The following is a 23,448-nucleotide window of genomic DNA, read 5'->3' as shown; positions in this document are numbered from 1 at the left end:
CCCCCGCATGCGTGACATCCGAGTGGTCGGTGACCCTGTCCTGCGCACCCCCGCCGAGCCGGTCGTCGACTTCGACCGCGACCTGCGGCGCATGATCGACGAGATGTTCACCGTGATGTACGCCGCGCGGGGCGTCGGCCTCGCCGGTCCGCAGATCGGCGTGTCGAAGCGGATCTTCGTCTACGACTGCAGCAACCGCAAGGGCCACGTGATCAACCCGGAGCTGACCGTGGACGACGACGCCGAGGTCCTCGACGAGGAGGGCTGCCTGTCCGTCCCCGACCGCGGGACCGGCACCCCGATCTACGCCAGGACGCCCCGGGCCGCGGGGGTCACCGTGAGCGGCCTGGACCGGCTGGGGCGGCCGATCCGGATCAGGGCGCGCGGCACGCTGGCGCGCTGCTTCCAGCACGAGACCGACCACCTCGACGGCAGGCTCTACGTGGACAGGCTGGCCAGGGAGGCCGCCAGGAAGGTCCTGCTCCAGGCCCCCTGACCCCCGTGGCCGCCGGACACCACCGGAGCGGCCCTCGGCGCGGGCCGGTAGCGGCGCCGATCCGCCGCGGGACATCACCGGAGCGGGCCTCGGCGCGGGACATCACCGGAGCGGCTGTCGACGCGTGCCGGTGACCGGTGTGGTCCTCAGAGCTGGACGGCCTTGATCTCCAGATACTCCTCGAGCCCGAACTCGCCCAGCTCGCGGCCGAGGCCCGACTGCTTGTAGCCGCCGAAGGGCGCCCGCGGGTTGAAGCGGCCGCCGTTGACCGCCACCTGGCCGGTGCGCAGCCGCCGGGCGACCTCCACCGCGCGCTGCTCGCTGCCCGCCCACACCGCGCCCGCCAGGCCGTACGGCGTGCCGTTGGCGATGGTGACCGCCTCGTCCTCGCCCCGGAGGTAGGGGATGATCGTGAGGACCGGGCCGAAGATCTCCTCCTGCTCGATCACCATCCCCGGCTCCACCCCGGCGAACACGGTGGGCTCGACGTAGAAGCCGCGCCCCAGGGGCCGGTCGGTGCCTCCGGCGACCAGCCGGGCGCCCTCCTCCTGGCCCCGGTTGATGTAGCGGACCACCCGGTCGCGCTGGGCCGCGGACACCAGCGGGCCGAGCCTGGTCCCCTCGTCGAAGGGGTCGCCGACGGTGTATCTCCCCGCGGCCTCGACCGCGAGACGGACGGCCTCGTCGTACCGGTCGCGATGGACGATCATGCGGGTCCATGCCGAACAGGTCTGGCCGGAGTTGACGAAGGCGTTGGCCACCGTCGCCTTGACGGCCGTCTGCAGGTCGGCGTCCGGCAGGATCACGCTGGCGGACTTTCCGCCGAGCTCCAGGGCCACCCGCTTGATCGTCTCGGCCGCGAGCGCGGCCACCCGGCGCCCGGCCCGGGTGGAGCCGGTGAAGGAGACCATGTCCACCTCGGGATGGGCGGCCAGGGCCTCGCCCACCGTCGGGCCGTACCCGCTGACCATGTTGAGGACCCCGGCGGGCAGCCCGACCTCGTCGAAGACGCCGGCGAGCGCGAAGGCCGCCAGCGGCGCCACCTCGCTGGGCTTCAGCACGACCGTGCAGCCCGCGGCGAGCGCGGCGCCCACCTTGCAGACGACCTGGTGGAGCGGGTAGTTCCAGGGCGTGATGGCGGCGACCACCCCGACCGGCTCCCGGAAGACGCGGGAGTTGCCGACCTGCCCGCCCTCGAAGTCGTAGGTCTCGGCCAGCTGGGCGTAGGAGGCCAGCACCCCGGCGGGCATCAGCGTCTGCACCCTCATCGCCAGGCCGTACGGGGCGCCCATGTCCGTGGCGATGATCCTGGCTATCTGGTCGGAGCGCTCCCGTATCAGGTCCGCGGCGGCGGCGAGGATCCTGCCCCGCTCGGCGGGGGCCGTCGCCGACCAGGCGGGGAAGGCGGCGCGCGCGGCGGCCACGGCGGCCTCGACGTCGGCGGGCGCTCCCGCGGGAACCCTGTCGATCAGCTCCTCGGTCGCGGGGTTGACCACGTCGACGCTCTCGCCCGACGCGGACGGCCGCCAGGCTCCGTCCAGATAAAGGTGACGCATGTCTCTCATCCTGGCGTGCGTGCCGTTGTTACGCGAGGGAGAGCCGTGCGCGGCTCCCGTACAACGGTGATCGTTGTACGGGAGCACAGCGGGGCCGGGTCCCCGGCCGCGGTCGCGCGCGGCGGGCGGGGACGACGGCGGGCGGGAACGGGTCAGTCGAAGATCGGCTGACGGGTCCTGGAGCGCTTGAGCTCGAAGAACCCGTCGGTGCCCGCCACCAGGCGAACGCCGTCCCAGAGCTTGCCCGCCTCCTCGCCCTTGGGGGCCGGCGAGATGACCGGGCCGAAGAAGGCGACGCCCTCGACGGAGATCACCGGGGTGCCGACCTCCTGGCCGACCCGGTCGATGCCGTCGTTGTGCGAGGCGCGCACCGCCTCGTCGAACTCCGTCGAGTCCATCGCGTCGGCGAACGCGCGGTCCAGCCCGGCGGCCTCCAGGGCCTCCTCGACGGTCTCGCGGAGCGTGTCGAGCTCCTTGCTCCTGCCCTGGTTGTGGAAACGGGTGCCAAGCTCGGTGTAAAGGCGCCCGACCGTCTCGGAGTCGTACTTCTCCTGCACGGCGGCGACCACCCGGACCGGGCCGATGGCCTTGGCGATCAGTTCGCGGTAGCTCTCCGGGACGTCCTTGTCCTCGTTCAGCACGTTGAGGCTCATGATGTGCCAGCGCGGCTCGATCGACCGCACCTTCTCGACCTCCAGCAACCAGCGGGAGGTCATCCACGCGAACGGGCAGAAGGGATCGAACCAGAGATCGACAGGGGTTCGCTCAGTCATCTTTTTCGGCTTCCTGGTCGTGAGGCTGCTTCGGTAGCGACAACCCGGGCGGTGGAGTTCCCTATTCCACAGGTGGATTAATACCTTGACATGCCTCTTTATTCTCGAATCTGGGTATCAGCCCGCAGGCTGATGCGAAGCGACGGTCCGTGGCCTTACATGGCAGGATTCAGTCACCCCTTTGCAATGGGGCGGGGGGAAGTTGTGAAGAGGGAGCGGTAGTGGCAGGCAATCTGACCCGTGACGAGGCGCGCGAGCGCGCACGGCTGCTCAGCGTGCAGTCCTATGCGGTGGAGCTCGACCTGACCGAGGGTGAGGAGCGCTTCGAGAGCGTCACCACGGTCCGCTTCACCAGCACCCGGCCGGGTGCGGAGACGTTCGTCGATCTGGCCGGCGCCAAGGTGCGCAAGGCCGTGCTCAACGGCGTCGAGCTGGACGTGAGCGGCTACGACGTGGAGACCGGGCGGCTGCCGCTGCCGGGCCTGGCCGAGACCAACGAGCTGCGGGTGGACGCCGACTGCTCCTACAGCCGCACCGGCGAGGGCCTGCACCGCTTCGTCGACCCGGTCGACAAGAGCGTCTACCTGCACAGCCAGTTCGAGACGGCCGACGCGCACCGGATGTACGCGTGCTTCGACCAGCCCGACCTCAAGGCCTCCTTCGAGCTGACCGTGCTCGCGCCGTCCCACTGGGAGGTCGTCTCCAACGCGGCGCCCGACGCGGCCGAGGAGCTGCCCGAGCACCGCGGCAGGCACGGGGCCCTCCAGGCGGCCAAGCGCTGGCACTTCCCGCCCTCCCCGGTGATGTCGACCTACATCACCGCGCTGTGCGCCGGGCCGTACCACAAGGTGACCTCCGAGCACGACGGCATCCCGCTGGGCCTGTACTGCCGGGCCTCGCTCGCCGAGCACCTCGACGCGGACAACCTCTTCGAGGTGACCAGGCAGGGCTTCGACTTCTTCCACAGGGTCTTCGGCGTCCGCTACCCGTTCGGGAAGTACGACCAGCTCTTCGTCCCCGAGTTCAACGCCGGGGCGATGGAGAACGCGGGCTGCGTGACCTTCCTGGAGGACTACGTCTTCCGCTCGCGCGTCACGGACGCGGTGATCGAGCGCCGCGCCGAGACGATCCTGCACGAGATGGCGCACATGTGGTTCGGTGACCTGGTCACCATGCGCTGGTGGGACGACCTGTGGCTGAACGAGTCGTTCGCCACCTACGCCTCGGTGCTCTGCCAGGCCGAGGCCACCCGCTGGGGCCAGGGCGCCTGGACGACCTTCGCCAACGTCGAGAAGGCCTGGGCCTACCGCCAGGACCAGCTGCCCTCCACCCACCCGATCGCCGCCGACATCGTCGACATGCAGGCGGTCGAGGTCAACTTCGACGGGATCACGTACGCCAAGGGCGCCTCGGTCCTCAAGCAGCTCGTCGCCTACGTGGGGCTGGACAACTTCCTGGCCGGGGTCCGCGACTACTTCAACGAGCACGCCTGGGGCAACACCACGCTCGCGGACCTGCTCGGCGCGCTGGAGCGCACCTCGGGCCGCGACCTGTCCTCCTGGTCGAAGGAGTGGCTGGAGACCTCCTGGGTCAACACGCTGCGCCCGTCGTTCACCGTCGACCCCGAGGGCCGTTTCCTGGAGTTCGACGTGCTCCAGGAGGCCCCGGCCGACTACCCGACGCTGCGCTCGCACCGCGTCGCCATCGGCCTGTACTCCCTGCGGGACGGCGAGCTGGTCCGCGTCAAGCGGGTCGAGCTGGACGTCGTGGGCGCGCGCACCGCGGTCTCCGAGCTGGTCGGCGAGGTCCAGCCGGACCTGGTCCTGATCAACGACGACGACCTGACGTACGCCAAGGTCAGGCTCGACGAGCGGTCGCTGCGGACCGTCACCGAGGGCGGCGTCGCGAGGTTCACCGAGTCGCTGCCCCGCGCGCTGTGCTGGTCGGCCGCCTGGGACATGACCCGCGACGCCGAGATGTCCACCCGCGACTACCTCACCCTGGTCGTGTCCAACATCGAGTCGGTCTCGGACATCACGGTCGCCCAGACCGTGCTCCGCCAGGCCCGGCTCGCCGTCCAGCAGTACGCCGACCCCGCCTGGCGCCCCCAGGGCCTGGCCCGCCTGGCCTCCGCGCTGCGCGGCCTGGTCTCCTCGGCCGAGCCCGGCTCCGACCACCAGCTCGCCTACCTGAACGCGCTGTCGGCCGTGGCCACCTCCACCGAGGACCTGGCGTTCCTGAAGGGGCTGCTGGACGGCGAGACGGCGCTCGAGGGCCTCACCGTCGACGCCGACCTGCGCTGGACGCTGACCGGCGCCCTCGTCTCCGGCGGCCTGCTCGGCGAGGAGGACATCGCCCAGGAGCTGCTGCGCGACGCCACCGCGACGGGCGAGCGCTCCGCCGCGCTCTGCCGCGCGGCGATCCCCACGGCCCAGGGCAAGGCGAACGCCTGGGCCGCGATCACCGAGGGCAGGCTGAGCGGCGCGCTGCTCCGCTCGACGCTCGCCGGTTTCATGGACCCGCGCCACCCGGACCTGCTGGAGCCGTACGGGGCGAAGTACTTCGAGGAGGTCAGCAGGATCTGGGCGGACTGGAGCTCCGACAGCGCCCAGAACTTCGCGAACGGCTGCTACCCGGCGCTGAACATCTCCCCCGAGACGGTCGCCGCGACCCAGGACCTCATCTCGTCCACCCAGCCGCCGCACGCCCTCAAGCGCCTGCTGCTCGAAGGGGCCGACAGTATCGGCCGCGCCCTGCGCGCCCAGGCCAAGGACGCCTCGGCGGCCTGAGCCCGGCTCACCTCCGGGAGGCCGGTCCCGGCCGCGAAGAAGCCGGGACCGGCCTCCCGGTCCCGGTACCGCCCTCGGGTGGCCCGGGACGGAACCTTGAGCGGTTTCCGGCAAAACACTGGTAGAAATAGTCATCAAGCGTGGGAAGCGTCCCGCGTCTCGCTTTGCCTAGACAACAGTCCTGCCGTCCGTGGGTCGTGAGAGGGTAATCACGTGGAATCGGCGCGTGACCTGCTCGTCTCGCTGGCCCGCAGATACGCCTTCGGCGATGTCGGAGCCCTCGCCTCGGGCGTCGTGCGGGACGCGGGCGACATCGAGGCGGCGTGCGAGTTCGGCCAGCGGCTGCTCTCGCTCGACGCCGAGGACTTCGCCGCCGAGGCGCGGGCCGTGCCGAGCGACATACGGCGGCGGGCGCGGGCCTGCACGATGCCGCAGACGCCCCGCGAGCAGCCGCGCGGCGCGCTGGAGTCGCTGCGGCCCGCGTACGGGCTGCTGCTGGAGGTCATCGCGGTCAGGTGGCACCGCCGCGAGCTGAGCCCCATGGTCGCCGCCCTCCACATCGCGAGCGAGTACCTCCCGCTGCTCGCCTTCGAACCGGTGCTCGGCAGCGCCGGGGACCCGGCGCGCTGGCCGGAGGGCCTCACCGCGCCGGGCAGCAGGTTCGGGGTGATCGGCGACCGCGACTGCGACCACACGAGGGCCGAGCAGTCGGCCGTGAACCGGACCCTGCGGGTGGCCGGGGAGCCGGCCGAGGGGTGGCGCGCCTACTTCGACCGCCAGCACAGCCAGGTGGCCGGGGCGCTCGCCACCTGCGTCGCCGACTGCCGCAATCCCTGCACCGCGATGGACTGGGTGGAGCCGGGCCTCCGCGACGACCTCGCGCTGCGCTCCCGGGTGGCCCTGGCCTTCGCCGAGACCCCGCTGGTGCGGTTGCGCCACGCGGCCCCGGTGGGCCACGGGTTCGGCGTGCCCTCCCCCGAGGAGGTCACCGAGGCGTGGGAGCGCAGCCGGGCCGTGCTGGCCAAGAACGGGGTGGGCGGCGAGGCCTCCGACGACGACGGTTTCCCGCTGCCGGGGCTGCCCGCCCTGTTCTCCGCGGTCGCGAGCGCCCCGGTGACGCCCTCGACGCTGCTGGCGGACATCAGCACATACCTGGTGAAGCTGCTCCAGCCCTGAGCCCTTTCGGGGCCGGCCCCGAAAGGCTCAGAGGGAACGGCCGACGAGCAGCGACAGCGCGCAGCAGACGACGGCGAACGTCATGAGCAGGACGCTCCGGCGGACGTAGCGCTGCTTGGCGTCCCCGACCGCGTTGAGCCTCCTGATCTCCAGGATGACCAGGTCGACCCTGGCCTCGGGGTCGCGGGCGCCCGTCCTGTACCCCAGGCGGGGGTCCGGCTCCGGGGGCGTGTCGCCGGCGAACCCCCCGGGGTAGAAGCGGCGCCGTTCCAGGGCCCTGCCCGCGAGCCTCGCGGTACGGCGGTGGAGGGCCGCGGCGAGGACGAGGAGCCCCATCAGCCAGAAGAACATGCTCGTCCACCAGAGCCACTCGACCTTGCTGGACAGCTCGCCGGGTCTCCAGTGGCCGTTCAGCAGCCCGACGGCGACGGCGACGGCGGCGGACCCCGTCGTGAACAGCAGGACGGCCGCCGTCTCGTTCTCCCTGCGGACCCTCCGGCGGGCGTCCGCGAGCGTCGCCTGGACGTAGTCGAGGATCATGCCGGGCTCCCGCTCCGCCGTGGACCTCCTGCGGGAATGATCCGGCAGCGTGTCCCGCATGATCCTCAGCACGTGCCGATTATCCGGGAAAATCATCTTCCTTCCGCCCGAACGGGCCGTCAGGAAGATCGTTCACTCAGGCGGGACCTCGGGATCATCTGCGCCGTGACGCCCGGTCCGCGAGCAGCAGGACCCCGGTGACCAGCCCGCCCACCAGGTCGCCCAGGCCGAGCACCGCGGCCATCGACGTCGCGGCCACCCGGCACTCGGCGTCGGGCAGCCACTCCCTGGCCAGCGGGCCCGTGACGATCTCCAGCGCCCTCTCCCGCTGGTCCACGAAGACGAGCACGGCCCTGTCGGCGTCGGTGCCCAGCGCGGCGTGCAGCCGCTCGGAGAAGTGCCGCCGCGGCCCGATCGCCGGTCCGAGGTAGGCGGCGAAACGCAGGCCGGTACTCCGCTCCGCGGTGCGCAGGGCCCCACGGACGTCGTCCCCCTCCGTCGGGGTCAGGGTGAGCATCTCCGCCACCTCGCCTTCACCAGTTGGGGGGCGATCCACCGGCCTACCGGTTCACCAGGCCGCCGACGCCCCGCCGATGTGCCTTCCGGGCTCGGAGGTCTCCGCGAGCGCGACCCAGTCGGCCTCCGGCGCCGGGGGCCCGCCGGGCCGCCGCCCGGTCAGCACGAGGGCGGAGCCGGTGACCCCCCGCTCGCTGCCGGACGGGCCGCCCAGCCAGACCGCGCCCGCCGAGGTGCTCCTCGCGGCCTTGTCGCGCATCCTGGCGGGCATCGTCACGAGCAGGACGATGATCAGGAACAGGCCGCCGGAGACTCCGACGAGAAAGCCGAAGACCTCGATCGCACTGTCCACACCTCAAAAGTAACCCGGCGCCGATCTCCCCGTCGAGGGCTACCGGACGGCGGGTCCGCGCCCGCCCCAGAAACCCCCTCGGGCGGCCTCGATCTGCGACGACACGGAGATCAGCGTGCCCTCGTCACCGAACCTCCCGGCCGGCATCACCCCGATCGGGAGCCCCTCGGCGCTCCAGTGCAGCGAGAGGTTGACCGCGGGCCGGCCGCTGACGTCGTAGACCCGTCACGTAGGCGCCGACCTGGGGGTCGAGGCGGGCGATCCGGTCGAGGTAGTGCTCGGTGATCTCGACGGGTGAGATCTCCCTGCGCAGCACGGCTGCCGCCCGCTCCAGGGCGTTAAGATCATGAATGTGGGCCACGCCCCGCACAGCAGGCGCGGAGCACGCGGTTGTCCAGAGCGAAAAGCTCCTAAGCTACCCGGTTCATAGCCGCGCCAAGCGGGTGACGGCGGTCACAAAAGTATGAGATACGCAATACTAGGCACCCCTGAGGACGTCAGCTACCGTGAGTTACGTGGATTCCGGTCAGGTACCAGAAGACGGTAACAATGCGTCACCGATTTGGGTCAGTGACCGACAGGCCGAGGACCGGCCGACGTCTCGACCCGCCGCGCCAGCGTCTACGTACGCACCTGTCGAGCGCGCCTCGCTGCGCAGCCTGCTCGACCACCCGAAGTACCGCCATCTGCGCCGACGCGTGCTCATCTCGGTCGGCGTGGGCGTGCTCGCGGGTGTCCTGCTGGCCAGCTGGCCGCTGGGCCTCACCGCCGCCGTGGTGGCAGCGATCGTCGACACGGTGCTTCGCGCCCGTTCCAACTCGTCGGTGCCCGCCTGGCGGCGCGCCTCGGTGGCGGAGCGGCGCACGGAGATGCAGCTGAAACGGCTGGAGCGCGGGGGGTACCGCACCCTGCACGCCCGCGCGATCCCCGGCAGCGAGGCCCAGATCGACCACCTGGTCGTGGGTCCCACCGGCGTCTACGCGGTCGACTCCGAGAAGTGGGACAAGCGCCTGCCGGTCCGCGTCCAGTCGCACCGCAAGCTGTTCCACGGCCCGTTCAACCAGAAGCCCCGCCTCGACGAGGCCCGCTGGGAGGCCTCCCAGGCCGGGGAGCTGATCGGCGCCGAGCTGGGCCGCGAGGTCACGATCGTGCCGTCCCTGGCGATCTACGGCCCGGCCATCCCGTGGAAGGTCCTCAACGTCCGCGAGGTCGACGTTTTCGACGGCAGTCGTGTCCGTAAATGGATCACCAAGCGCGAACGCTCACTCACCGACGCCGAGATCGAGAGGATCTTCGAGGCCGCCGAGCAGGTTCTGCCCGCGCGCTATCCGGAGAACTGATTCCGGCCGTCCGGTGAGCCCGTTTTCGCCCGACCGCACCCTCCCTCGCCCCTTCTCCCCCCTCGCCTCCCCCGTCGGGACCGACGGGAGTCCGCCCCGCCCGGCGCCCCGGCCCGGCGACTCCCGTCTCCCCTCCTCTCCGCCCGCGTTCCCTCTTCGGATGATCTTCGCGGGTGCCGCGTGCCCGGCCCTCCCGGGCGGGCGTCGCGACACGCGGCGAGTGAGCGGAGTTTTCCGGTGCGGACGTCACGACACGCGGCGGGTGAGCGGAGCCTTCAAGGGGGCGTCACGACGGGCGGGCCTGCCCGGGGCCTCTCGCGCGGGCGGGCGGCGGGTCGATCGAGGGCCTTCCCTCCCGGGCGGCGCTCGCCCCGGGTTCGCCGGGCGCGGCGACCTTCGGTAGTGTCGGGGAACACCCTGGGCCCGTATCGGGCCCGCCGGCCGCCGCCCCGGTGCCCACCCCGTGCCCCGTCGGCGTCCCGGAACCGCCCCGCGGCCGCCCCGCGACCGTCCTGGCACCGGCGCGACGCCTCGCCGCCCCCGGCTCCGCCCGCGCCCCGCCCGCTCCGTCCCGTACGCCGATCATGCCCGTGCGGCACCGGCGGAACATGTGGTCACGGGCCGGACGTCTCGTGTCGCGGACAGGCGTCTCACGCACCGGGCGGTAGCCGTACCATTTGTAGACACGGTTTCGATGATGGGAGAAGCCTCATGCCCGCCCTCAGGTCTCGTACGGTCACTCACGGCAGGAACATGGCCGGGGCCCGGGCCCTGCTCCGGGCGACGGGGGTGGCCGGTGAGGACTTCGGAAAACCGATCATCGCCGTGGCCAACAGCTTCACCCAGTTCGTCCCCGGGCACGTCCACCTCCGCGAGGTCGGCGACGTCGTCGCCGGCGCGATCCGCGAGGCGGGCGCGATCCCGCGCGAGTTCAACACGATCGCGGTCGACGACGGCATCGCGATGGGCCACGGCGGCATGCTCTACTCGCTGCCCAGCCGGGAGCTGATCGCGGACGCGGTCGAGTACATGGTCAACGCGCACTGCGCCGACGCGCTGATCTGCATCTCCAACTGCGACAAGATCACCCCGGGCATGCTGCTCGCCGCCTTCAGGCTCAACATCCCCACGGTCTTCGTCTCCGGCGGGCCGATGGAGGCGGGCAAGACCCCCAACGGCAAGCTCGACCTGATCGACCCCATGATCGCCGCCGCCGACGACTCCGTCTCCGACGCCCAGCTGCTGGAGATGGAGGAGAACGCCTGCCCGACCTGCGGTTCGTGCAGCGGGATGTTCACCGCCAACTCGATGAACTGCCTCGCCGAGGCCATCGGCCTCGCGCTGCCGGGCAACGGCACGATCCTGGCCACCCACAAGGCGCGCAGGAAGCTGTTCGAGGACGCCGGGCGCCAGCTGGTGGAGATCACCAAGCGCCACTACGAGCAGGACGACGAGACGGTCCTGCCGCGCGCCATCGCGACCAAGGACGCGTTCGAGAACGCCATGGCGCTGGACGTGGCGATGGGCGGCTCGACCAACACGATCCTGCACATCCTGGCCGCGGCCCGCGAGGCCCAGGTCGACTTCGGGCTGAAGGAGATCAACGAGATCTCGCTGCGGGTGCCCTGCCTGTGCAAGGTCGCCCCCGCCACGGCGAAGTACCACGTCGAGGACGTCCACCGGGCGGGCGGCATCCCGGCGATCCTCGGCGAGCTCGACCGGGCGGGCCTGCTCCACCGCGACGCGTACACCGTCAACGGCGGCACCCTGGGCGACTACCTCGACGACTGGGATCCCCAGTCGCCGCGGGTGCTGCCCGAGGCGCTGGAGCTGTGGCACGCGGCCCCCGGCAACGTCCGCACCGTCAAGCCCTTCTCCCAGGGCGCCCGCTGGGAGGAGCTGGACCTCGACCGCGCCGAAGGCTGCGTGCGCGACTCCGAGCACGCCTACACCCGCGACGGCGGCCTGGCCGTCCTGTACGGCAACATCGCCACCGAGGGCTGCATCGTCAAGACCGCCGGGGTCGACGAGTCGATCTGGAGATTCGAGGGCCCGGCCGTGGTCTTCGAGTCGCAGGACGACGCGGTCGAGGGCATCCTCAACAACAGGGTCAAGGCCGGCGACGTCGTGGTGATCCGCTACGAGGGGCCGAAGGGCGGGCCCGGCATGCAGGAGATGCTCTACCCGACCTCGTTCCTCAAGGGCAAGGGGCTGGGCAAGGACTGCGCGCTGGTCACCGACGGCCGCTTCTCCGGCGGCACGAGCGGGCTGTCCATCGGCCACGCCTCCCCCGAGGCGGCCGAGGGCGGCACCATCGCCCTCGTCGAGGACGGCGACCTCGTCGCGATCGACATCCCCGGCCGTTCGATCGAGCTGAAGGTGGCCGAGGACGAGCTGGCCGCCCGCCGCGAGAGGCTGCTGGCCGACCTGGGCGGCTACCGGCCGCGCGACCGCCAGCGCCAGGTGAGCGCCGCCCTCCAGGCGTACGCCGCGCTCACGACCTCCGCCTCGACCGGCGCCTCGCGCGACCTGTCGCAGCTGTCCCGCTGACCTGGGCTTCCTGTCGGGTAGAGATGCCTTACCCGACAGGAAGTTCGAAAAAATGTCGGTGCTGAGACGTATTATCAGGGTATGGCTGATGTCATGAAGCTCACCGCCCCGCTGACGACCGCCGAGATCGCCGCCCTCGCCCTGTCGATGGCGCATCTGGGGTCGGGTCCGCAGGCCAACGCCGCCCGCAGCGGCCTGCGCCACGCCTTCGAGCAGATGGAGCTCGACGACGACATCGTCGCCACCACCCTGGCGACCCTCACCGAGCCGATGTCCGCCCCGACCGCCGACCGAGCCCGGACGATCGCCAACGCCATCACCTCAGGCCTCGTCATCCGCCTTCACTATCAGGACGTCTCCGGGCGGGTCACCGTCCGCGACGTCGACCCGGTGACCTGCATGGTCCACCGCGAATACTGGTATCTCGTCGGGATGTGCCGCCTGCGCGGCGCGATCCGGGCGTTCAGGTTCGACCGGATCATCGCCACCGAGCCCACCTTCGTGCCGGCCCGCCCGCACCGCGCCGAGGGGTTCCTGCCCTTCCAGGGCAAGCGCGCCGCCGCCTGACGATCACCCCGCCGGCCTCGCGAGCCGGCGGGATCCGTCCGGCCTGTCACCCGGCGCCGTGAGCCGGGCCGGGTGGCAGACCTCGGTTGAGAGCCCCTGCTTCGACCGGTTCCGGGCCGGGGCTTGATGGCCGCGCCTAGCCGCAGCAGCCGCCTCCGCAGCACCCGCCGCCACCGCCGCCGGAGGGCTGGGGCGCGGCGGAGCCCGCGGAGCCGCCGGTCACGGCGACCGTGGAGAGCAGCTTGACGGTGTCGTCGTGGCCGTCGGGGCAGAGCGCGGGGTCGCCTGAGCGGGCCATCGGGCGGGAGATCTCGAAGGTGGACCCGCAGGCGCGGCAGCGGAAGTCGTATCGGGGCATGACCCCAAGGTTACCCAGGTTGCCCCGGTCACTCACCGCTCATCGCTCACCGCTCACGCGAAGGTGATGGAGGCGTAGTCGCCGACCGGCCGATAGCCGATCGCCTGATAGATCGCGTTGGCCGTGGGGTTGGACAGGTCGGTGAAGAGCAGCACCTCGGCGGCGCCCTCGGCCCTCACCCTGGCGCTCACCGCGTGCGAGACCGCGGTGCCGTAGCCCTTCCCGCGAGACTCCGGGGGCGTGTAGACCGGGCCGACCCGGGACATCCCGCCGAGGGGCACGGAGGTCCCGGCGAACGCGACGGGCCGCCCGCCCGCCTCCCACACGACCAGCTCCCGCCTGGCGATCCGGCTCGCCACCAACGCGGTCAGGTCGACGGGTGCGACGCCTTCGGCCTCGGCCTGGAACGCCTCGCTCCAGCGGACCAGGAGGTCGAGGTCGGCGGCCTCGGCGACGCGGGAGGCCCCGTCCGCCAGGGGGTCGGGGGAGGTGAGCGCGTCGAGGCGGTAGAGGCGCTCGGCGCGGCGCCCCGCCTCGGGCCGCCACCAGGAGGCGGCGAACGCCTCGGCCAGCGGGAGCGGGCCGCTCACACCGGAGATCGCCCTCTCGGCCTCGATCAGCTGGCTGGCGAGCTCCGGCACGACGCCGGCGGGGATCTCGGGGAGCAGGAGGGCGTGGGGAGGAGTCTGGACGACCGCCGCCACGACCTCGCCGTCGCGCTCCAGCCGCCCCAGCAGCGGGTCGTCGCCCCACAGGCCGTTGCGTACGGCGCGCAGGACCGTGAGGGGGACGGTGTTGCGAACCGGATCCCGCAGCAGCCACGGCTCCGTCACGCCCGTGTACGCCTCGACATCGGAGGTGAAGATCCATGTCATGAGGCGATTGTGCCGATCGTGGATCTTCCGCGCCAGCGGGCGGGGCCTGGCGCGCGGGCGGGGAGCGCGGGGACGAGCCGCTTGGGGCGGGTGGGACAGGGGGGCTTCCGGCCGGAGGTGCGCGAGCGGGGAGCGCGTCGACGATCGGCCTGGTGCGGGCAGGGCAGGGCGGCCGTGGCTGGAGGTGCGCGAGCGTGGGAGGACGAAAATGAGCGACCCGGCGTGGGGGGAGCGTCCGCGGGCCGGAGGTGCGCGGGGACGAGCCGCCTGGGGCGGGTGGGACATGGCAGGACGGCTGTGGCCGTCGCGGACGCCTTCGGGAAGGCGGCCGCGACGGCCCTGTCAGCGGATCCCGGCCCGCGGGCGCGGGTGTCCCGGCCCTAGGCCGCGCTCTCCGCGAGGTAGGGCGCCCACTGGGGGTCACCGACGATGTGCGCGCCGATCAACCGCCAGTGGACGCCGCGTGGCACCACCGGGGCGACGTTGAGCGTCCACCCCAGCTCCTCCAGCATGCGGTCGGCCTTGCGGTGGTTGCACGTCGTGCACGACGCGACGCAGTTCTCCCAGGTGTGGGGGCCGCCTCGCGAGCGCGGGATGACGTGGTCGATGGTCTCGGCCCGCTGTCCGCAGTAGGCGCACCGGTAGTCGTCCCGGCGCATCAGCGCGGTTCGGGTCAGCGGGATCCGCGACCGGTAAGGGATCCGGACATATCGTCGAAGCCTGATCACCGAGGGGACGTCGAGCGTGCGGCTCGCCGAGCGGAACACGGCGCCCCGCCCGTCACGGTGCACGACGTCCGCCTTCTCCCTGAGCACGAGCACGACGGCCCGGTGCAGGGAGAGGGTGGTCAGGGGTTCGTAGGTGGCGTTCAAGAGCAGGACCTGGCGCATCAGCGGGCCTCTCCCGCCGCACGACGCGTCAATCGGGGGGGCACGCCGATGCGTGCCCCGGCTGGCGGCCCCTCCTGGGGCCCGGGCGCTTCCGTCACGAGGACCTCCGCCGGACGGCCCAGCGGATGCTCACCACGGCACCGTCCTTCACCAAGTTTGGCTGCTGCAACGTGGTTCTCGCCACCCATAAATGACTGGAGAGACACCTGATACGTTTTATGCCCGCATTACCAGTTCTTAACTCCTCCCGTCGCAGATCAGATACGCCGCCCGCGCAATGGCCCCGTCCCGCGGCCCGGAGGTCGTAGGGTTCCTGCCATGACGCGACAGCCGTACCCTCCAGCCAGCCGTCTCGAGCTCGTCGAGGAGCTCCACGGTGTGCCTGTTCCCGACCCCTACCGATGGCTTGAGGACCCGGACGACCCGGCGACGAAGGACTGGCTGGTGGGACAGGAGAGGCTGCTGGAGACCGGTTTGGACGCCCTTCCGGGGCGTGAGGCCTTCAAGGCCCGGATCGCGGAGCTGCTCGGTTCGGGGTCGATCGGCGCGCCGACGTGGCGCGGGGAGCGGCGGTTCTTCATGCGGCGCACCCCCGGGCAGGAGCACGCCGTCCTCTACACCGTCGATCCCGGCGGCGCCGAGCGGGCGCTGCTCGACCCGATGACGCTCGACCCGACCGGGCTGACCACCCTCGACTCCTGGCAGCCCGACAAGGAGGGCCGCCTGCTCGCCTACCAGGTCTCGGTGGGCGGCGACGAGGAGTCGAGCCTCTACCTGATGGACGTCGCGTACGGCGACCGGATCGAGGGGCCGATCGACCGCTGCCGCTACTCCCCCGTGGCGTGGCTGCCCGGCGGCGAGGCCTTCTACTACGTGCGCAGGCTGCCCGCCACCGAGGTGCCCGAAGGCGAGGAGCAGTACCACCGCCGGGTCTACCTGCACAAGGTCGGCACCTCCACCGAGGAGGACGTCCTGATCTTCGGTGAGGGCCTGGAGAAGACCAACTACTACGGGGTGGCGGTCTCCCTCGACGGCCGCTGGCTGCAGATCTCCGCCTCCAGGGGTACGGCGCCGCGCAACGACCTGTGGGTGGCCGACCTCCAGGCGTCCTCCCACTCCTCGCCCGACCTGGTCGTCGTCCAGGAGGGCGTCGACGCCCAGAGCGCCCTGCACTTCGGCCGCGACGGCCGCCTGTACGTCTTCACCGACCGGGACGCCCCGCGGGCCCGCGTCTGCGTGACCGACCCGTCCGACCCGCGGTTCGAGAACTGGCGCGACCTGATCCCGCAGGACCCCGAGGCCGTGCTGACGGACTTCGCGATCCTCGACGGTCTCGACCGGCCGATCATGCTCGTCGGCTGGACCCGCCACGCGATCAGCGAGATCTCGGTCCACGACCTGGCCGGCGGCGAGCGCGTCGGCGAGGTGCCGACCCCGGGGCTAGGCACCATCGGCGGCATCAGCGAGCGTCCCGAGGGCGGTCACGAGGCCTGGTTCGGCTACACCGACAACACCAGGCCGCCGAGCATCCAGCGTTACGACGCCCTCACCGGCGAGACGACGCTCTGGGCGGCCTCCCCCGGGGCCATCGAGGTGCCGGCCGTCGACACCGAGCAGGTGACCTACCGCTCGGCCGACGGCAGCGAGGTCCACATGCTGGTGATCTCCCTCCCCGGCGCCGAGGGCCCGCGCCCCACCGTCCTGTACGGCTACGGCGGCTTCGGCATCTCGATGACCCCCGGCTACTCGGCGTCCGTCCTGAGCTGGGTCGAGGCGGGCGGCACGTACGCCATCGCCCAGCTGCGCGGCGGCGGCGAGCAGGGCGAGGAGTGGCACCGGGCCGGGATGCTCTCCCACAAGCAGAACGTCTTCGACGACCTGCACGCGGCGGCCGAGCACCTGATCGCCACCGGTGTGACCACGTCCTCGCAGCTGGCCATCTCCGGCGGCTCCAACGGCGGCCTGCTGGTCGGCGCGGCCCTGACCCAGCGCCCCGAGCTGTACGCCGCGGTGGTCTGCTCGGCGCCGCTGCTCGACATGGTCCGCTACGAGCTGTTCGGCCTGGGCGCGACGTGGAACGTCGAATACGGCTCCGCCGAGAAGCCCGACGAGTTCGCCTGGCTGCACGCCTACTCCCCTTACCACCACGTGCGGGAGGGCGTCTCCTACCCGGCGACGCTGTTCACCGTCTTCCAGTCCGACACCCGGGTGCACCCGCTGCACGCCTGGAAGATGTGCGCGGCCCTGCAGCACGCCCAGGCCTCGGAGCGGCCGATCCTGCTCCGCAACGAGGCGGAGGCCGGTCACGGGGCCCGCGCGGTGAGCAAGACCGTCGAGCTCGCCTCCGACCAGCTCACCTTCCTCGCCTACCACACGGGTCTCACCTCCTAGGGCGTACGGCTTTCCCGGTGGCGGGCCGGCGTTGTGAGACGGGGACGGCCATCGTGTGATCCTTCCGGGCCTGCGAGCGCGACGCGCAGGCTCGGAGAAGGGAGCGATGGCCGTACGGACGGGTGGACCTCGCGGCCGGTCGGTGAAGTGTCGGTGGCGGCGGCTAGGGTCGGGGCGTGGACGACGCGGCGGCCGAGGGCCTGACCTTCACGGAGAGCGAGGCGGGGGCCTTCCTGCGTCCGTACGTCACGCATCTGTCGGCCTACACCGAGCGTCGCGCCGCTCCCACGCCCCGGCGGCAGTCGCCGTTCGCCGGGGTCGTCATGATCTTCGGGTTCGGCGAGCCGCTCACGCTGAGCGGCCCCGCGGGGGTCCGGCGGCTGGCCTCGTTCGCCGGTGGCCTGCACGACACCTACGTCGACACCACCACGGCCGGGGTCGCCGAGGGGGTGCAGGTCAACCTCACGCCGCTCGGGGCGAGACGGCTGCTCGGGATGCCCCTGCGGGAGCTGACCAACCGGATGGTCTCGCTGGAGGAGGTGCTCGGGGGCTGGGCCACGACCACGGCCGAGCGGATGGCGGAGGCCCCCGGCAGGGCCGCCAGGATCGCCCTGCTGGACGAGGCGCTCAGCGGGCGCATCGGCGAGGCGCCGGGGGCGGACCGCCGCGTCGCCTGGGCGTGGAGCCGCCTGGTCTCCACCCACGGCACGGTGTCCGTGGCCTCGATCGCCGCCGAGCTGGGGTGGAGCCACCGGCACCTGGTCTCCCGCTTCCACGACCAGATCGGGCTGGCGCCGAAGGTCGCGGCCAGGGTGTTGCGCTTCGAGCACGCCACCGGCCGCCTGAGGTCCGGCATGTCCCTGGCCGACACCGCCGCCACCTGCGGTTACTACGACCAGGCCCACATGAACCGCGATTTCAGGGCCATGGCCGGGGCCACTCCCCGCGAGCTGGTGCCGCCTTCGCTCGCCCTCGGGTGACCGGGTCAGATTTGTCCAAGCCCGGCCGCTCCCGCCGGTGACACCGTGGTGGTCACCACACAGGAGGAGCGAACATGCGAACGGTGTATCCACTGGTCTTCTACCGCGACGCGGGCAAGGCCGTCGACTGGCTGGTCGAGGCGTTCGGCTTCGAGGTTCACGAACTCGTCACGGACCCGGGCGGGGGCGTCCGTCACGGAGAGCTGATCGTCGGCACCGGAATGATCATGACCGGCATGGGCGAGCCGGGCGGGCCGGGGATCTACGTCGTCGTGGACGATACCGACGCCCACCACGCCAGAGCCGTCGCGGCCGGGGCGGAGATCACCAGTGAGCCGGCCGACAAGGACTACGGCTCGCGGGAATACGCCTGCAAGGACCCGGAGGGCAACGACTGGTACTTCGGCACGTACCAGCCCTGACCCGGCGATCCTCGCGTGCCGGTTCCAACACAGCGGTCCCGGAGGGGTGGCTCCGGAGCGACGGTTCCGGCATGACGGGTCCTGGAGCGGCGGTTCCGGGACGGGGGTTCCGGGACGGTGGCTTTGTGTTGATCTGAGGGGATGTGCCGGTCTAAGGGGGACCGAGGGTGTCGCGGGCCGCGGCGACGGCGGCCTGGCCGAAGCTGATGCCGCCGTCGTTCGGGGGGACGGCCCGGTGGGTCAGGACCCGGAGGCCCCGGAGCCGGAGGGCGGCGACGAGGCCCTCCAGCAGCAGCCGGTTCTGGAAGACCCCGCCCGACAGGGCGACCGTGCCAAGGCCGGTGTCCTCGCGGAGCCGCGCGCACACCCGGGCGGTGGCGGCGGCGAGCCCGTTGTGGAAGCGGGCCGAGACGAGCGCCGGAACCGCCCCGGCGCGCGTGTCCTCGACGACCGCCCGGACGAGGTCGGCGGACCGGATCGTCACGAGTGGCCCCTCGTCGACGATCCCGGCCGGGTAGGCGCCCCGCTCCGCGGGGTCGGCGCACTGTTCCAGGGCGATCGCGGCCTGTCCCTCGTACGTGACGGTGTCGCGGAGGCCGAGGATCGCCGCTACCGCGTCGAACAGGCGCCCGGCGCTGGAGGTGAGGGGGGAGTTCGTCCCGGTCTCGGCCACCGCGACCACCTCGTCCCAGCGCGAGCCGTGGCGGGCCCTGACCGGCAGGTTCGGGGGGAGCGTGTCACCGTACGCCGCGCGCAGGTGCGCGGCCGCCATCCGCCAGGGCTGCCTGATCGCCGCGGTGCCACCGGGCATCGGCACCGGCGCGAGGCGCCCGGCGCGGGTGAATCCGACGAGGTCGGCCACCAGGAACTCGCCGCCCCAGATGGTGCCGTCGGTGCCGTAGCCGAGGCCGTCGAAGGCCACCCCGATGACCGGGCCGGTCTCGCGGTTGTCGGCCAGGCAGGAGGCGATGTGCGCGTGGTGGTGCTGGACCCCGGTCAGCTCCACCGATCCCGGCGCCTCCAGGTCGAGGGCGTACTTGGTGGACAGGTACTCGGGGTGGAGGTCATGGGCGACCAGCGCCGGGGTGATGCCGAGCAGGCGCCCGAGGTGCTCGATCCCCTCGGTGAAGGAGCGCAGCGTCTCGTAGTTCTCCAGGTCGCCGATGTGGTGGGAGACGAAGGCGTACCCCCTCCTCGCGAGGCAGAACGTGCTCTTCAGCTCGGCGCCGCAGGCGAGCACGGCCCGCCGGGCGGGCGGTGAGAGCGGCAGGGGCTCCGGGGCGTACCCCCGGGATCTGCGCAGCGGCACCGTCCTCCCCCGCGTGACGAGGAGCACGGAGTCGTCGGCGCGGACGTGGATCGGCCGGTCGTGGGTGAGGAAGGCGTCCGCGACCCCGGCGAGCCGGGAGAGCGCGTCGGCGTCGCGGTGGGCGATGGGCTCGTCGGAGAGGTTCCCGCTGGTGAGCACGTACGGGCGGGCGAGTTCGGCGGCGAGCAGGTGGTGGATCGGGGTGTACGGCAGCATGAGGCCGAGGCGGCGGTCGCCCGGCGCGACGGCTCCGGCCACCGCGGCTCCGGGGCGGCGGGGCAGCAGCACGATCGGGCGCTGGGGGCCGGTGAGCAGCCGCTCGCCCTCGGCGTCCAGCTCGCACAGCGCCCGCGCGGCGCTCAGGTCGGGGACCATCACCGCGAACGGCCTGTCCTCGCGGTGCTTGCGGGAGCGGAGGGTCCGGACGGCCTCCTCGTCGGTGGCGTCGACCGCCAGGTGATACCCGCCGAGCCCCTTGACGGCCAGGACCCCGCCCGCCCGCAACACCTCCACCGCGGCCGCGATCGGATCGCCGCCGCCGGCCGGACCGGCACCGGGACGGGCGGCGTACGAGCCGTCGCCGTCCCGGGCGCGAGGACCGGGGCCATGGAGATGCGAGCCGTCCCTGGTACGGAGGTCGGGGTGGTGGGCGTGCGAGCCGTCGCCGTCCCGGGTGCTAAGGGTGGGGCCGGCGCCGGGACGGGCGGCGGCCGGGCCGTGAGCGGGCGGGCCCTCGCCGCGAAGGCCGCCGTCCAGGAGGCGGAGGACCGGGCCGCAGGCCGGGCAGCAGATCGGCTGGGCGTGGAACCTGCGGTCCGACGGGTCGAGATACTCCCTCTCGCACTCCCCGCACATGGCGAACCCGGCCATCGTGGTGGCGGGCCGGTCGTAGGGGACGTCCCGGATGATGGTGAACCTCGGCCCGCAGCCGGTGCAGGTGACGAAGGGGTGGCGGTGGCGCCGGTCGGCGGGGTCGAACAGTTCGGCCAGGCAGTCATCACATGTCGCGACATCTGGTGAGACGAAGGTGAAGCGCCGGGCCCCTCCCCGGCTGGCCTCGATGCGGAACCCCCGGTCCCCGCACGCCGGTATCGCGGTGGCCGTCACCCGGTGGATCGCCGCCAGCGGCGGGGCCTGGTCCCGCAGGTCCTTCTGGAAGCGCGCGACGTCGCCGGGCTCCCCCTCGGCCTCGATGAACACGCCCCGGTCGTCGTTGCCCACCCACCCGGACAGCCCCAGGTCCCGCGCCAGGGAGTGGACGTGGGGGCGGAATCCCACTCCCTGCACGATTCCCTCGACCCTGATCCTGACCCGGACCCGTGCCCGTGCGCGTCCCGTGCCCATCCCGCCATCCTTCCCGCGACCGGCGGGAACGCCCCGGGGGCACGCATGATCTGGACGGGAAGGTTACGTCAATGATCAGAGCTTTGCCGTTGGTTGTCGAGCCGGGGGTGTCGGGCCTGAAACGGCCAATCGTAATGTGGCGGCTACCGTGAAAAATACGGAGCGTCGACATGCCTGGCACACCGAGTACGCGAACAACGCCTCTTCCGCCACCGGCCGTCATACCGGTCACGGAGGCGGCGGTCATCGCGGCCTTCGCACGGCGGGACCACGCCGGACGCGCCCTCGCGGGTGACGTGGAAGGCATCGCGCGTGCCGCCCGGGCCATGGCCACCGGGTTCCGCCTCGGCGGCAAGCTGATCGTGTTCGGCGGCGCGGGCACGGACGCCGCGCACATCGCGGTCGAGTTCATGCACCCGGTCATCGTGGGCAAGAGGGCACTCCCGGCGGTGGCGCTGAGCAACGGCGCCCCGACTGCGGGCCGGCCGGACGACGAGACGGGCGGCGGGAACGGGGACGACGAGACCTTCCGTGAAGGCGAGGGCTTCCAGGGAGGCAGGAGTTCCCCGGGAGGTGGGAACCTCCGGAAAGACCGCGGCTTCCAGGGAGACGGGGACCTCCTGAGAGGCGCGGCCTTCCAGGAAGGCGAGGGCTCCCGGGAAAACGGGCGCTCTCCGGAGGGCGAGGGTTCTCCGAAGGGCGGTGCCGAGGTCTTCGCCCACCAGGTGCGTCACTGGGCGGACGCCGCCGACACGGCCCTGGGGATCTCCCGTGACGGCCGGTGCCCGAGCGTCCTGCGAGGGCTGGAGGCCGCCGGAGAACTGGGCCTGCTGACCATCGCCCTGACCGGCCGTGCCTCGGTCGGCCATACCTTGACCGGCCACACCTCGGCCGACCGCACCTCGGCCAGCCACGCCTCGGTCGACCACACCTACGCCGGTCGCCTCCCCGCCGATCACGTCCTGGTCGCCGCGTCCGACGATCCCGCCGTGGTCAAGGAGGTCCACGTCACCGCCTACCACCTGCTGTGGGAGCTGGTCCACGTCTTCCTCGACCGGCTCGGCCCGGCCGGGAGAGGGGTGGACCGGTGAACGGCCCCGAGGACTGCACCGGCGGTGTCTGCGTCACCTGCTCCGACCAGGCGCTGCCGATGAGCGTGGTCAGGCTGCTGGAGGGCGAGCTGGCGATCGTCGACGCGGGCGGGGTCCTCGAAGAGGTGAGCGTGGCGCTGGTCGACCCGGCGGTGGGCGACACCGTCCTCGTCCACGCCAGGGAGGCCATCGCCGTGATCGCGCACCGGAGCGACAACGAAGACGACAGCGACGCCGACGCCGACAGCAACAGCGACAACGACAGCAGGAAGGACGGCGATGAGCAGGCTCGATAGAACACCCGCCGAGGCCGTGCGCGGCCTGTACCCCTTCCTGTACGACGACCACGACGAGTACACAGACCAGGGCACCGGCCAGACCACCGACCGGACCACCGACCGGACCACCGGCCGGACTACCGGCCGGGCCGCGCCCGGGACGGCGGAGGCGGAGGTGGAGGCCGAGGCCGTCCGATCGGCTAAGGAGAAGACCGGCGAGATCGTACGGCTGCGCGGGCGGATCGGCACCGAGTCCGCGGCGGAGGTGGCGGCCTGCGCCGAGGAGATGGCCGCGCGGTTCGCCGCGGGCGGGCGGCTGTTCAGCTTCGGCAACGGCGGGAGCAGCACCGACGCCCAGGAGATGGCCACCGCCTTCCTGCAACCATGCGACGGCCCTGCCCTGCCCGCCCTCTGCCTGACCGGCGACGTCGCCGTGGTCACCGCGCTCTCCAACGACGTCGGCTTCGAGGTGGTCTTCGCCAGGCAGCTCGCGGCGCTGGGCCGTCCGGGGGACATCGCCGTCGGCCTGTCCACGAGCGGCGGGTCGGCCAACGTCGTCCGGGCGTTCGAGGAGGCGGCCCGGCGGGGCATGCTCACCGTCGGGCTGGCCGGGGGCGGGGGCGGCAGGCTGGCCGAGCTGTCCGAGCGGGGCGTCCTGCACCACCTGTTCGTCGTCCCCTCCTCCTCGGTCCACCGGATCCAGGAGGCGCAGACCACCCTCTACCACGTCCTCCGGGAACTCACCCGGCACGCGCTCGGACCGGCGCCGACACCGCGGGCGCACAGCCCCGGGTGAGGGAGGGCATCCGCGCAGGTCCTCCCCCTTCACGTTCCGCAGACATCCACGAGGAGTGG

At 72.3% G+C, this 23,448-nt stretch carries 21 protein-coding genes; 12 read left to right on the top strand and 9 right to left on the bottom strand.

Annotated elements, in window-relative coordinates; genetic code table 11:
• Positions 1 to 7: 7 nt before the first annotated feature.
• Positions 8 to 496 (top strand): peptide deformylase, encoded by a 489-nt coding sequence (gene def / locus ABT053_RS09185; protein WP_350968383.1) that lies wholly within the window; start codon positions 8 to 10, stop codon positions 494 to 496.
• Between the two features lie 146 nt (positions 497 to 642).
• Here def and ABT053_RS09180 read toward each other — a convergent pair whose 3' ends face one another.
• Positions 643 to 2,052, bottom strand: coding sequence for an aldehyde dehydrogenase family protein (locus ABT053_RS09180; protein ID WP_350968382.1), 1,410 nt, complete (start codon positions 2,050 to 2,052; stop codon positions 643 to 645).
• Between the two features lie 152 nt (positions 2,053 to 2,204).
• Positions 2,205 to 2,825 (bottom strand): mycothiol-dependent nitroreductase Rv2466c family protein, encoded by a 621-nt coding sequence (locus ABT053_RS09175; protein WP_350968381.1) that lies wholly within the window; start codon positions 2,823 to 2,825, stop codon positions 2,205 to 2,207.
• 221 nt (positions 2,826 to 3,046) lie between these two features.
• Between ABT053_RS09175 and pepN the strand changes: the two genes are divergently transcribed.
• Together pepN and ABT053_RS09165 are read left to right on the top strand one after the other, a co-directional pair.
• On the top strand, positions 3,047 to 5,614 hold the full coding sequence (pepN, locus tag ABT053_RS09170; RefSeq protein WP_350968380.1) for an aminopeptidase N: 2,568 nt from the start codon (positions 3,047 to 3,049) through the stop codon (positions 5,612 to 5,614).
• A gap of 213 nt (positions 5,615 to 5,827) precedes the next feature.
• Positions 5,828 to 6,790 carry a hypothetical protein gene (locus tag ABT053_RS09165; RefSeq protein ID WP_350968378.1) on the top strand — a complete coding sequence of 321 codons (963 nt, stop codon included), beginning with the start codon at positions 5,828 to 5,830 and terminating at the stop codon, positions 6,788 to 6,790.
• 27 nt (positions 6,791 to 6,817) lie between these two features.
• Here the strand turns inward: ABT053_RS09165 and ABT053_RS09160 are convergent, their stop codons facing one another.
• The 3 genes from ABT053_RS09160 to ABT053_RS09150 all read right to left on the bottom strand — a co-directional run bounded on the left by ABT053_RS09160 (position 6,818) and on the right by ABT053_RS09150 (position 8,198).
• The gene (locus ABT053_RS09160) at positions 6,818 to 7,402 is read right to left on the bottom strand and encodes a Pycsar system effector family protein (RefSeq protein ID WP_350968377.1); all 585 of its coding nucleotides are present in this window, start codon (positions 7,400 to 7,402) and stop codon (positions 6,818 to 6,820) included.
• Positions 7,403 to 7,484: 82 nt separating this feature from the next.
• Positions 7,485 to 7,847 (bottom strand): TPM domain-containing protein, encoded by a 363-nt coding sequence (locus tag ABT053_RS09155; RefSeq protein WP_350968376.1) that lies wholly within the window; start codon positions 7,845 to 7,847, stop codon positions 7,485 to 7,487.
• A gap of 51 nt (positions 7,848 to 7,898) precedes the next feature.
• On the bottom strand, positions 7,899 to 8,198 hold the full coding sequence (locus tag ABT053_RS09150; protein WP_350968375.1) for a hypothetical protein: 300 nt from the start codon (positions 8,196 to 8,198) through the stop codon (positions 7,899 to 7,901).
• A gap of 698 nt (positions 8,199 to 8,896) precedes the next feature.
• On the opposite strand from ABT053_RS09150, the gene ABT053_RS09145 reads away from it, so the two are divergent.
• The 3 genes from ABT053_RS09145 (at position 8,897) to ABT053_RS09135 (ending at position 12,655) form a co-directional block, all read left to right on the top strand.
• Positions 8,897 to 9,538, top strand: a complete 642-nt coding sequence (locus ABT053_RS09145) for a nuclease-related domain-containing protein (RefSeq protein WP_350968374.1) — start codon at positions 8,897 to 8,899, stop codon at positions 9,536 to 9,538.
• Positions 9,539 to 10,249: 711 nt separating this feature from the next.
• On the top strand, positions 10,250 to 12,088 hold the full coding sequence (gene ilvD / locus ABT053_RS09140; RefSeq protein WP_350968373.1) for a dihydroxy-acid dehydratase: 1,839 nt from the start codon (positions 10,250 to 10,252) through the stop codon (positions 12,086 to 12,088).
• Positions 12,089 to 12,169: 81 nt separating this feature from the next.
• Positions 12,170 to 12,655 carry a helix-turn-helix transcriptional regulator gene (locus tag ABT053_RS09135; protein WP_350968372.1) on the top strand — a complete coding sequence of 162 codons (486 nt, stop codon included), beginning with the start codon at positions 12,170 to 12,172 and terminating at the stop codon, positions 12,653 to 12,655.
• Positions 12,656 to 12,791: 136 nt separating this feature from the next.
• Here ABT053_RS09135 and ABT053_RS09130 read toward each other — a convergent pair whose 3' ends face one another.
• From ABT053_RS09130 to ABT053_RS09120, 3 genes are all read right to left on the bottom strand, one after another.
• Positions 12,792 to 13,013, bottom strand: a complete 222-nt coding sequence (locus tag ABT053_RS09130) for an FmdB family zinc ribbon protein (protein WP_350968371.1) — start codon at positions 13,011 to 13,013, stop codon at positions 12,792 to 12,794.
• 53 nt (positions 13,014 to 13,066) lie between these two features.
• Complete coding sequence (locus ABT053_RS09125; protein WP_350968370.1) at positions 13,067 to 13,888, bottom strand: GNAT family N-acetyltransferase; 822 nt, start codon at positions 13,886 to 13,888, stop codon at positions 13,067 to 13,069.
• Positions 13,889 to 14,268: 380 nt separating this feature from the next.
• Positions 14,269 to 14,778, bottom strand: coding sequence for an HNH endonuclease (locus ABT053_RS09120; protein WP_329084484.1), 510 nt, complete (start codon positions 14,776 to 14,778; stop codon positions 14,269 to 14,271).
• Between the two features lie 318 nt (positions 14,779 to 15,096).
• On the opposite strand from ABT053_RS09120, the gene ABT053_RS09115 reads away from it, so the two are divergent.
• The 3 genes from ABT053_RS09115 (at position 15,097) to ABT053_RS09105 (ending at position 18,571) form a co-directional block, all read left to right on the top strand.
• Positions 15,097 to 17,169 (top strand): prolyl oligopeptidase family serine peptidase, encoded by a 2,073-nt coding sequence (locus ABT053_RS09115; RefSeq protein ID WP_350968369.1) that lies wholly within the window; start codon positions 15,097 to 15,099, stop codon positions 17,167 to 17,169.
• 176 nt (positions 17,170 to 17,345) lie between these two features.
• Complete coding sequence (locus ABT053_RS09110) at positions 17,346 to 18,149, top strand: helix-turn-helix domain-containing protein (RefSeq protein ID WP_350968368.1); 804 nt, start codon at positions 17,346 to 17,348, stop codon at positions 18,147 to 18,149.
• A gap of 74 nt (positions 18,150 to 18,223) precedes the next feature.
• Positions 18,224 to 18,571: a VOC family protein gene (locus ABT053_RS09105; RefSeq protein ID WP_350968367.1), complete on the top strand. Its 348-nt coding sequence runs from the start codon at positions 18,224 to 18,226 to the stop codon at positions 18,569 to 18,571.
• Between the two features lie 151 nt (positions 18,572 to 18,722).
• Here the strand turns inward: ABT053_RS09105 and hypF are convergent, their stop codons facing one another.
• A complete protein-coding gene (gene hypF, locus ABT053_RS09100) occupies positions 18,723 to 21,224 on the bottom strand; it encodes a carbamoyltransferase HypF (protein ID WP_350968366.1) in 2,502 nt (833 codons plus the stop codon).
• Between the two features lie 296 nt (positions 21,225 to 21,520).
• Between hypF and ABT053_RS09095 the strand changes: the two genes are divergently transcribed.
• From ABT053_RS09095 to ABT053_RS09085, 3 genes are read left to right on the top strand one after another with little or no spacing between them, the layout of a single operon-like run.
• Positions 21,521 to 22,315 carry a hypothetical protein gene (locus tag ABT053_RS09095; protein ID WP_350968365.1) on the top strand — a complete coding sequence of 265 codons (795 nt, stop codon included), beginning with the start codon at positions 21,521 to 21,523 and terminating at the stop codon, positions 22,313 to 22,315.
• On the top strand, positions 22,312 to 22,611 hold the full coding sequence (locus ABT053_RS09090; protein WP_350968363.1) for a HypC/HybG/HupF family hydrogenase formation chaperone: 300 nt from the start codon (positions 22,312 to 22,314) through the stop codon (positions 22,609 to 22,611). Before ABT053_RS09095 ends, ABT053_RS09090 begins: the two co-directional genes overlap by 4 nt.
• Positions 22,595 to 23,389 carry a D-sedoheptulose-7-phosphate isomerase gene (locus tag ABT053_RS09085; protein ID WP_350968362.1) on the top strand — a complete coding sequence of 265 codons (795 nt, stop codon included), beginning with the start codon at positions 22,595 to 22,597 and terminating at the stop codon, positions 23,387 to 23,389. Before ABT053_RS09090 ends, ABT053_RS09085 begins: the two co-directional genes overlap by 17 nt.
• Positions 23,390 to 23,448: the final 59 nt, after the last annotated feature.

Origin of the sequence: Streptosporangium sp. NPDC002524 (genome assembly GCF_040295985.1) — a bacterium.
Classification (GTDB): Bacteria; Actinomycetota; Actinomycetes; order Streptosporangiales; family Streptosporangiaceae; genus Streptosporangium.
Note: the sequence above shows the minus strand (reverse complement) of the source record. Positions and strands in the feature narration are given on the sequence as shown.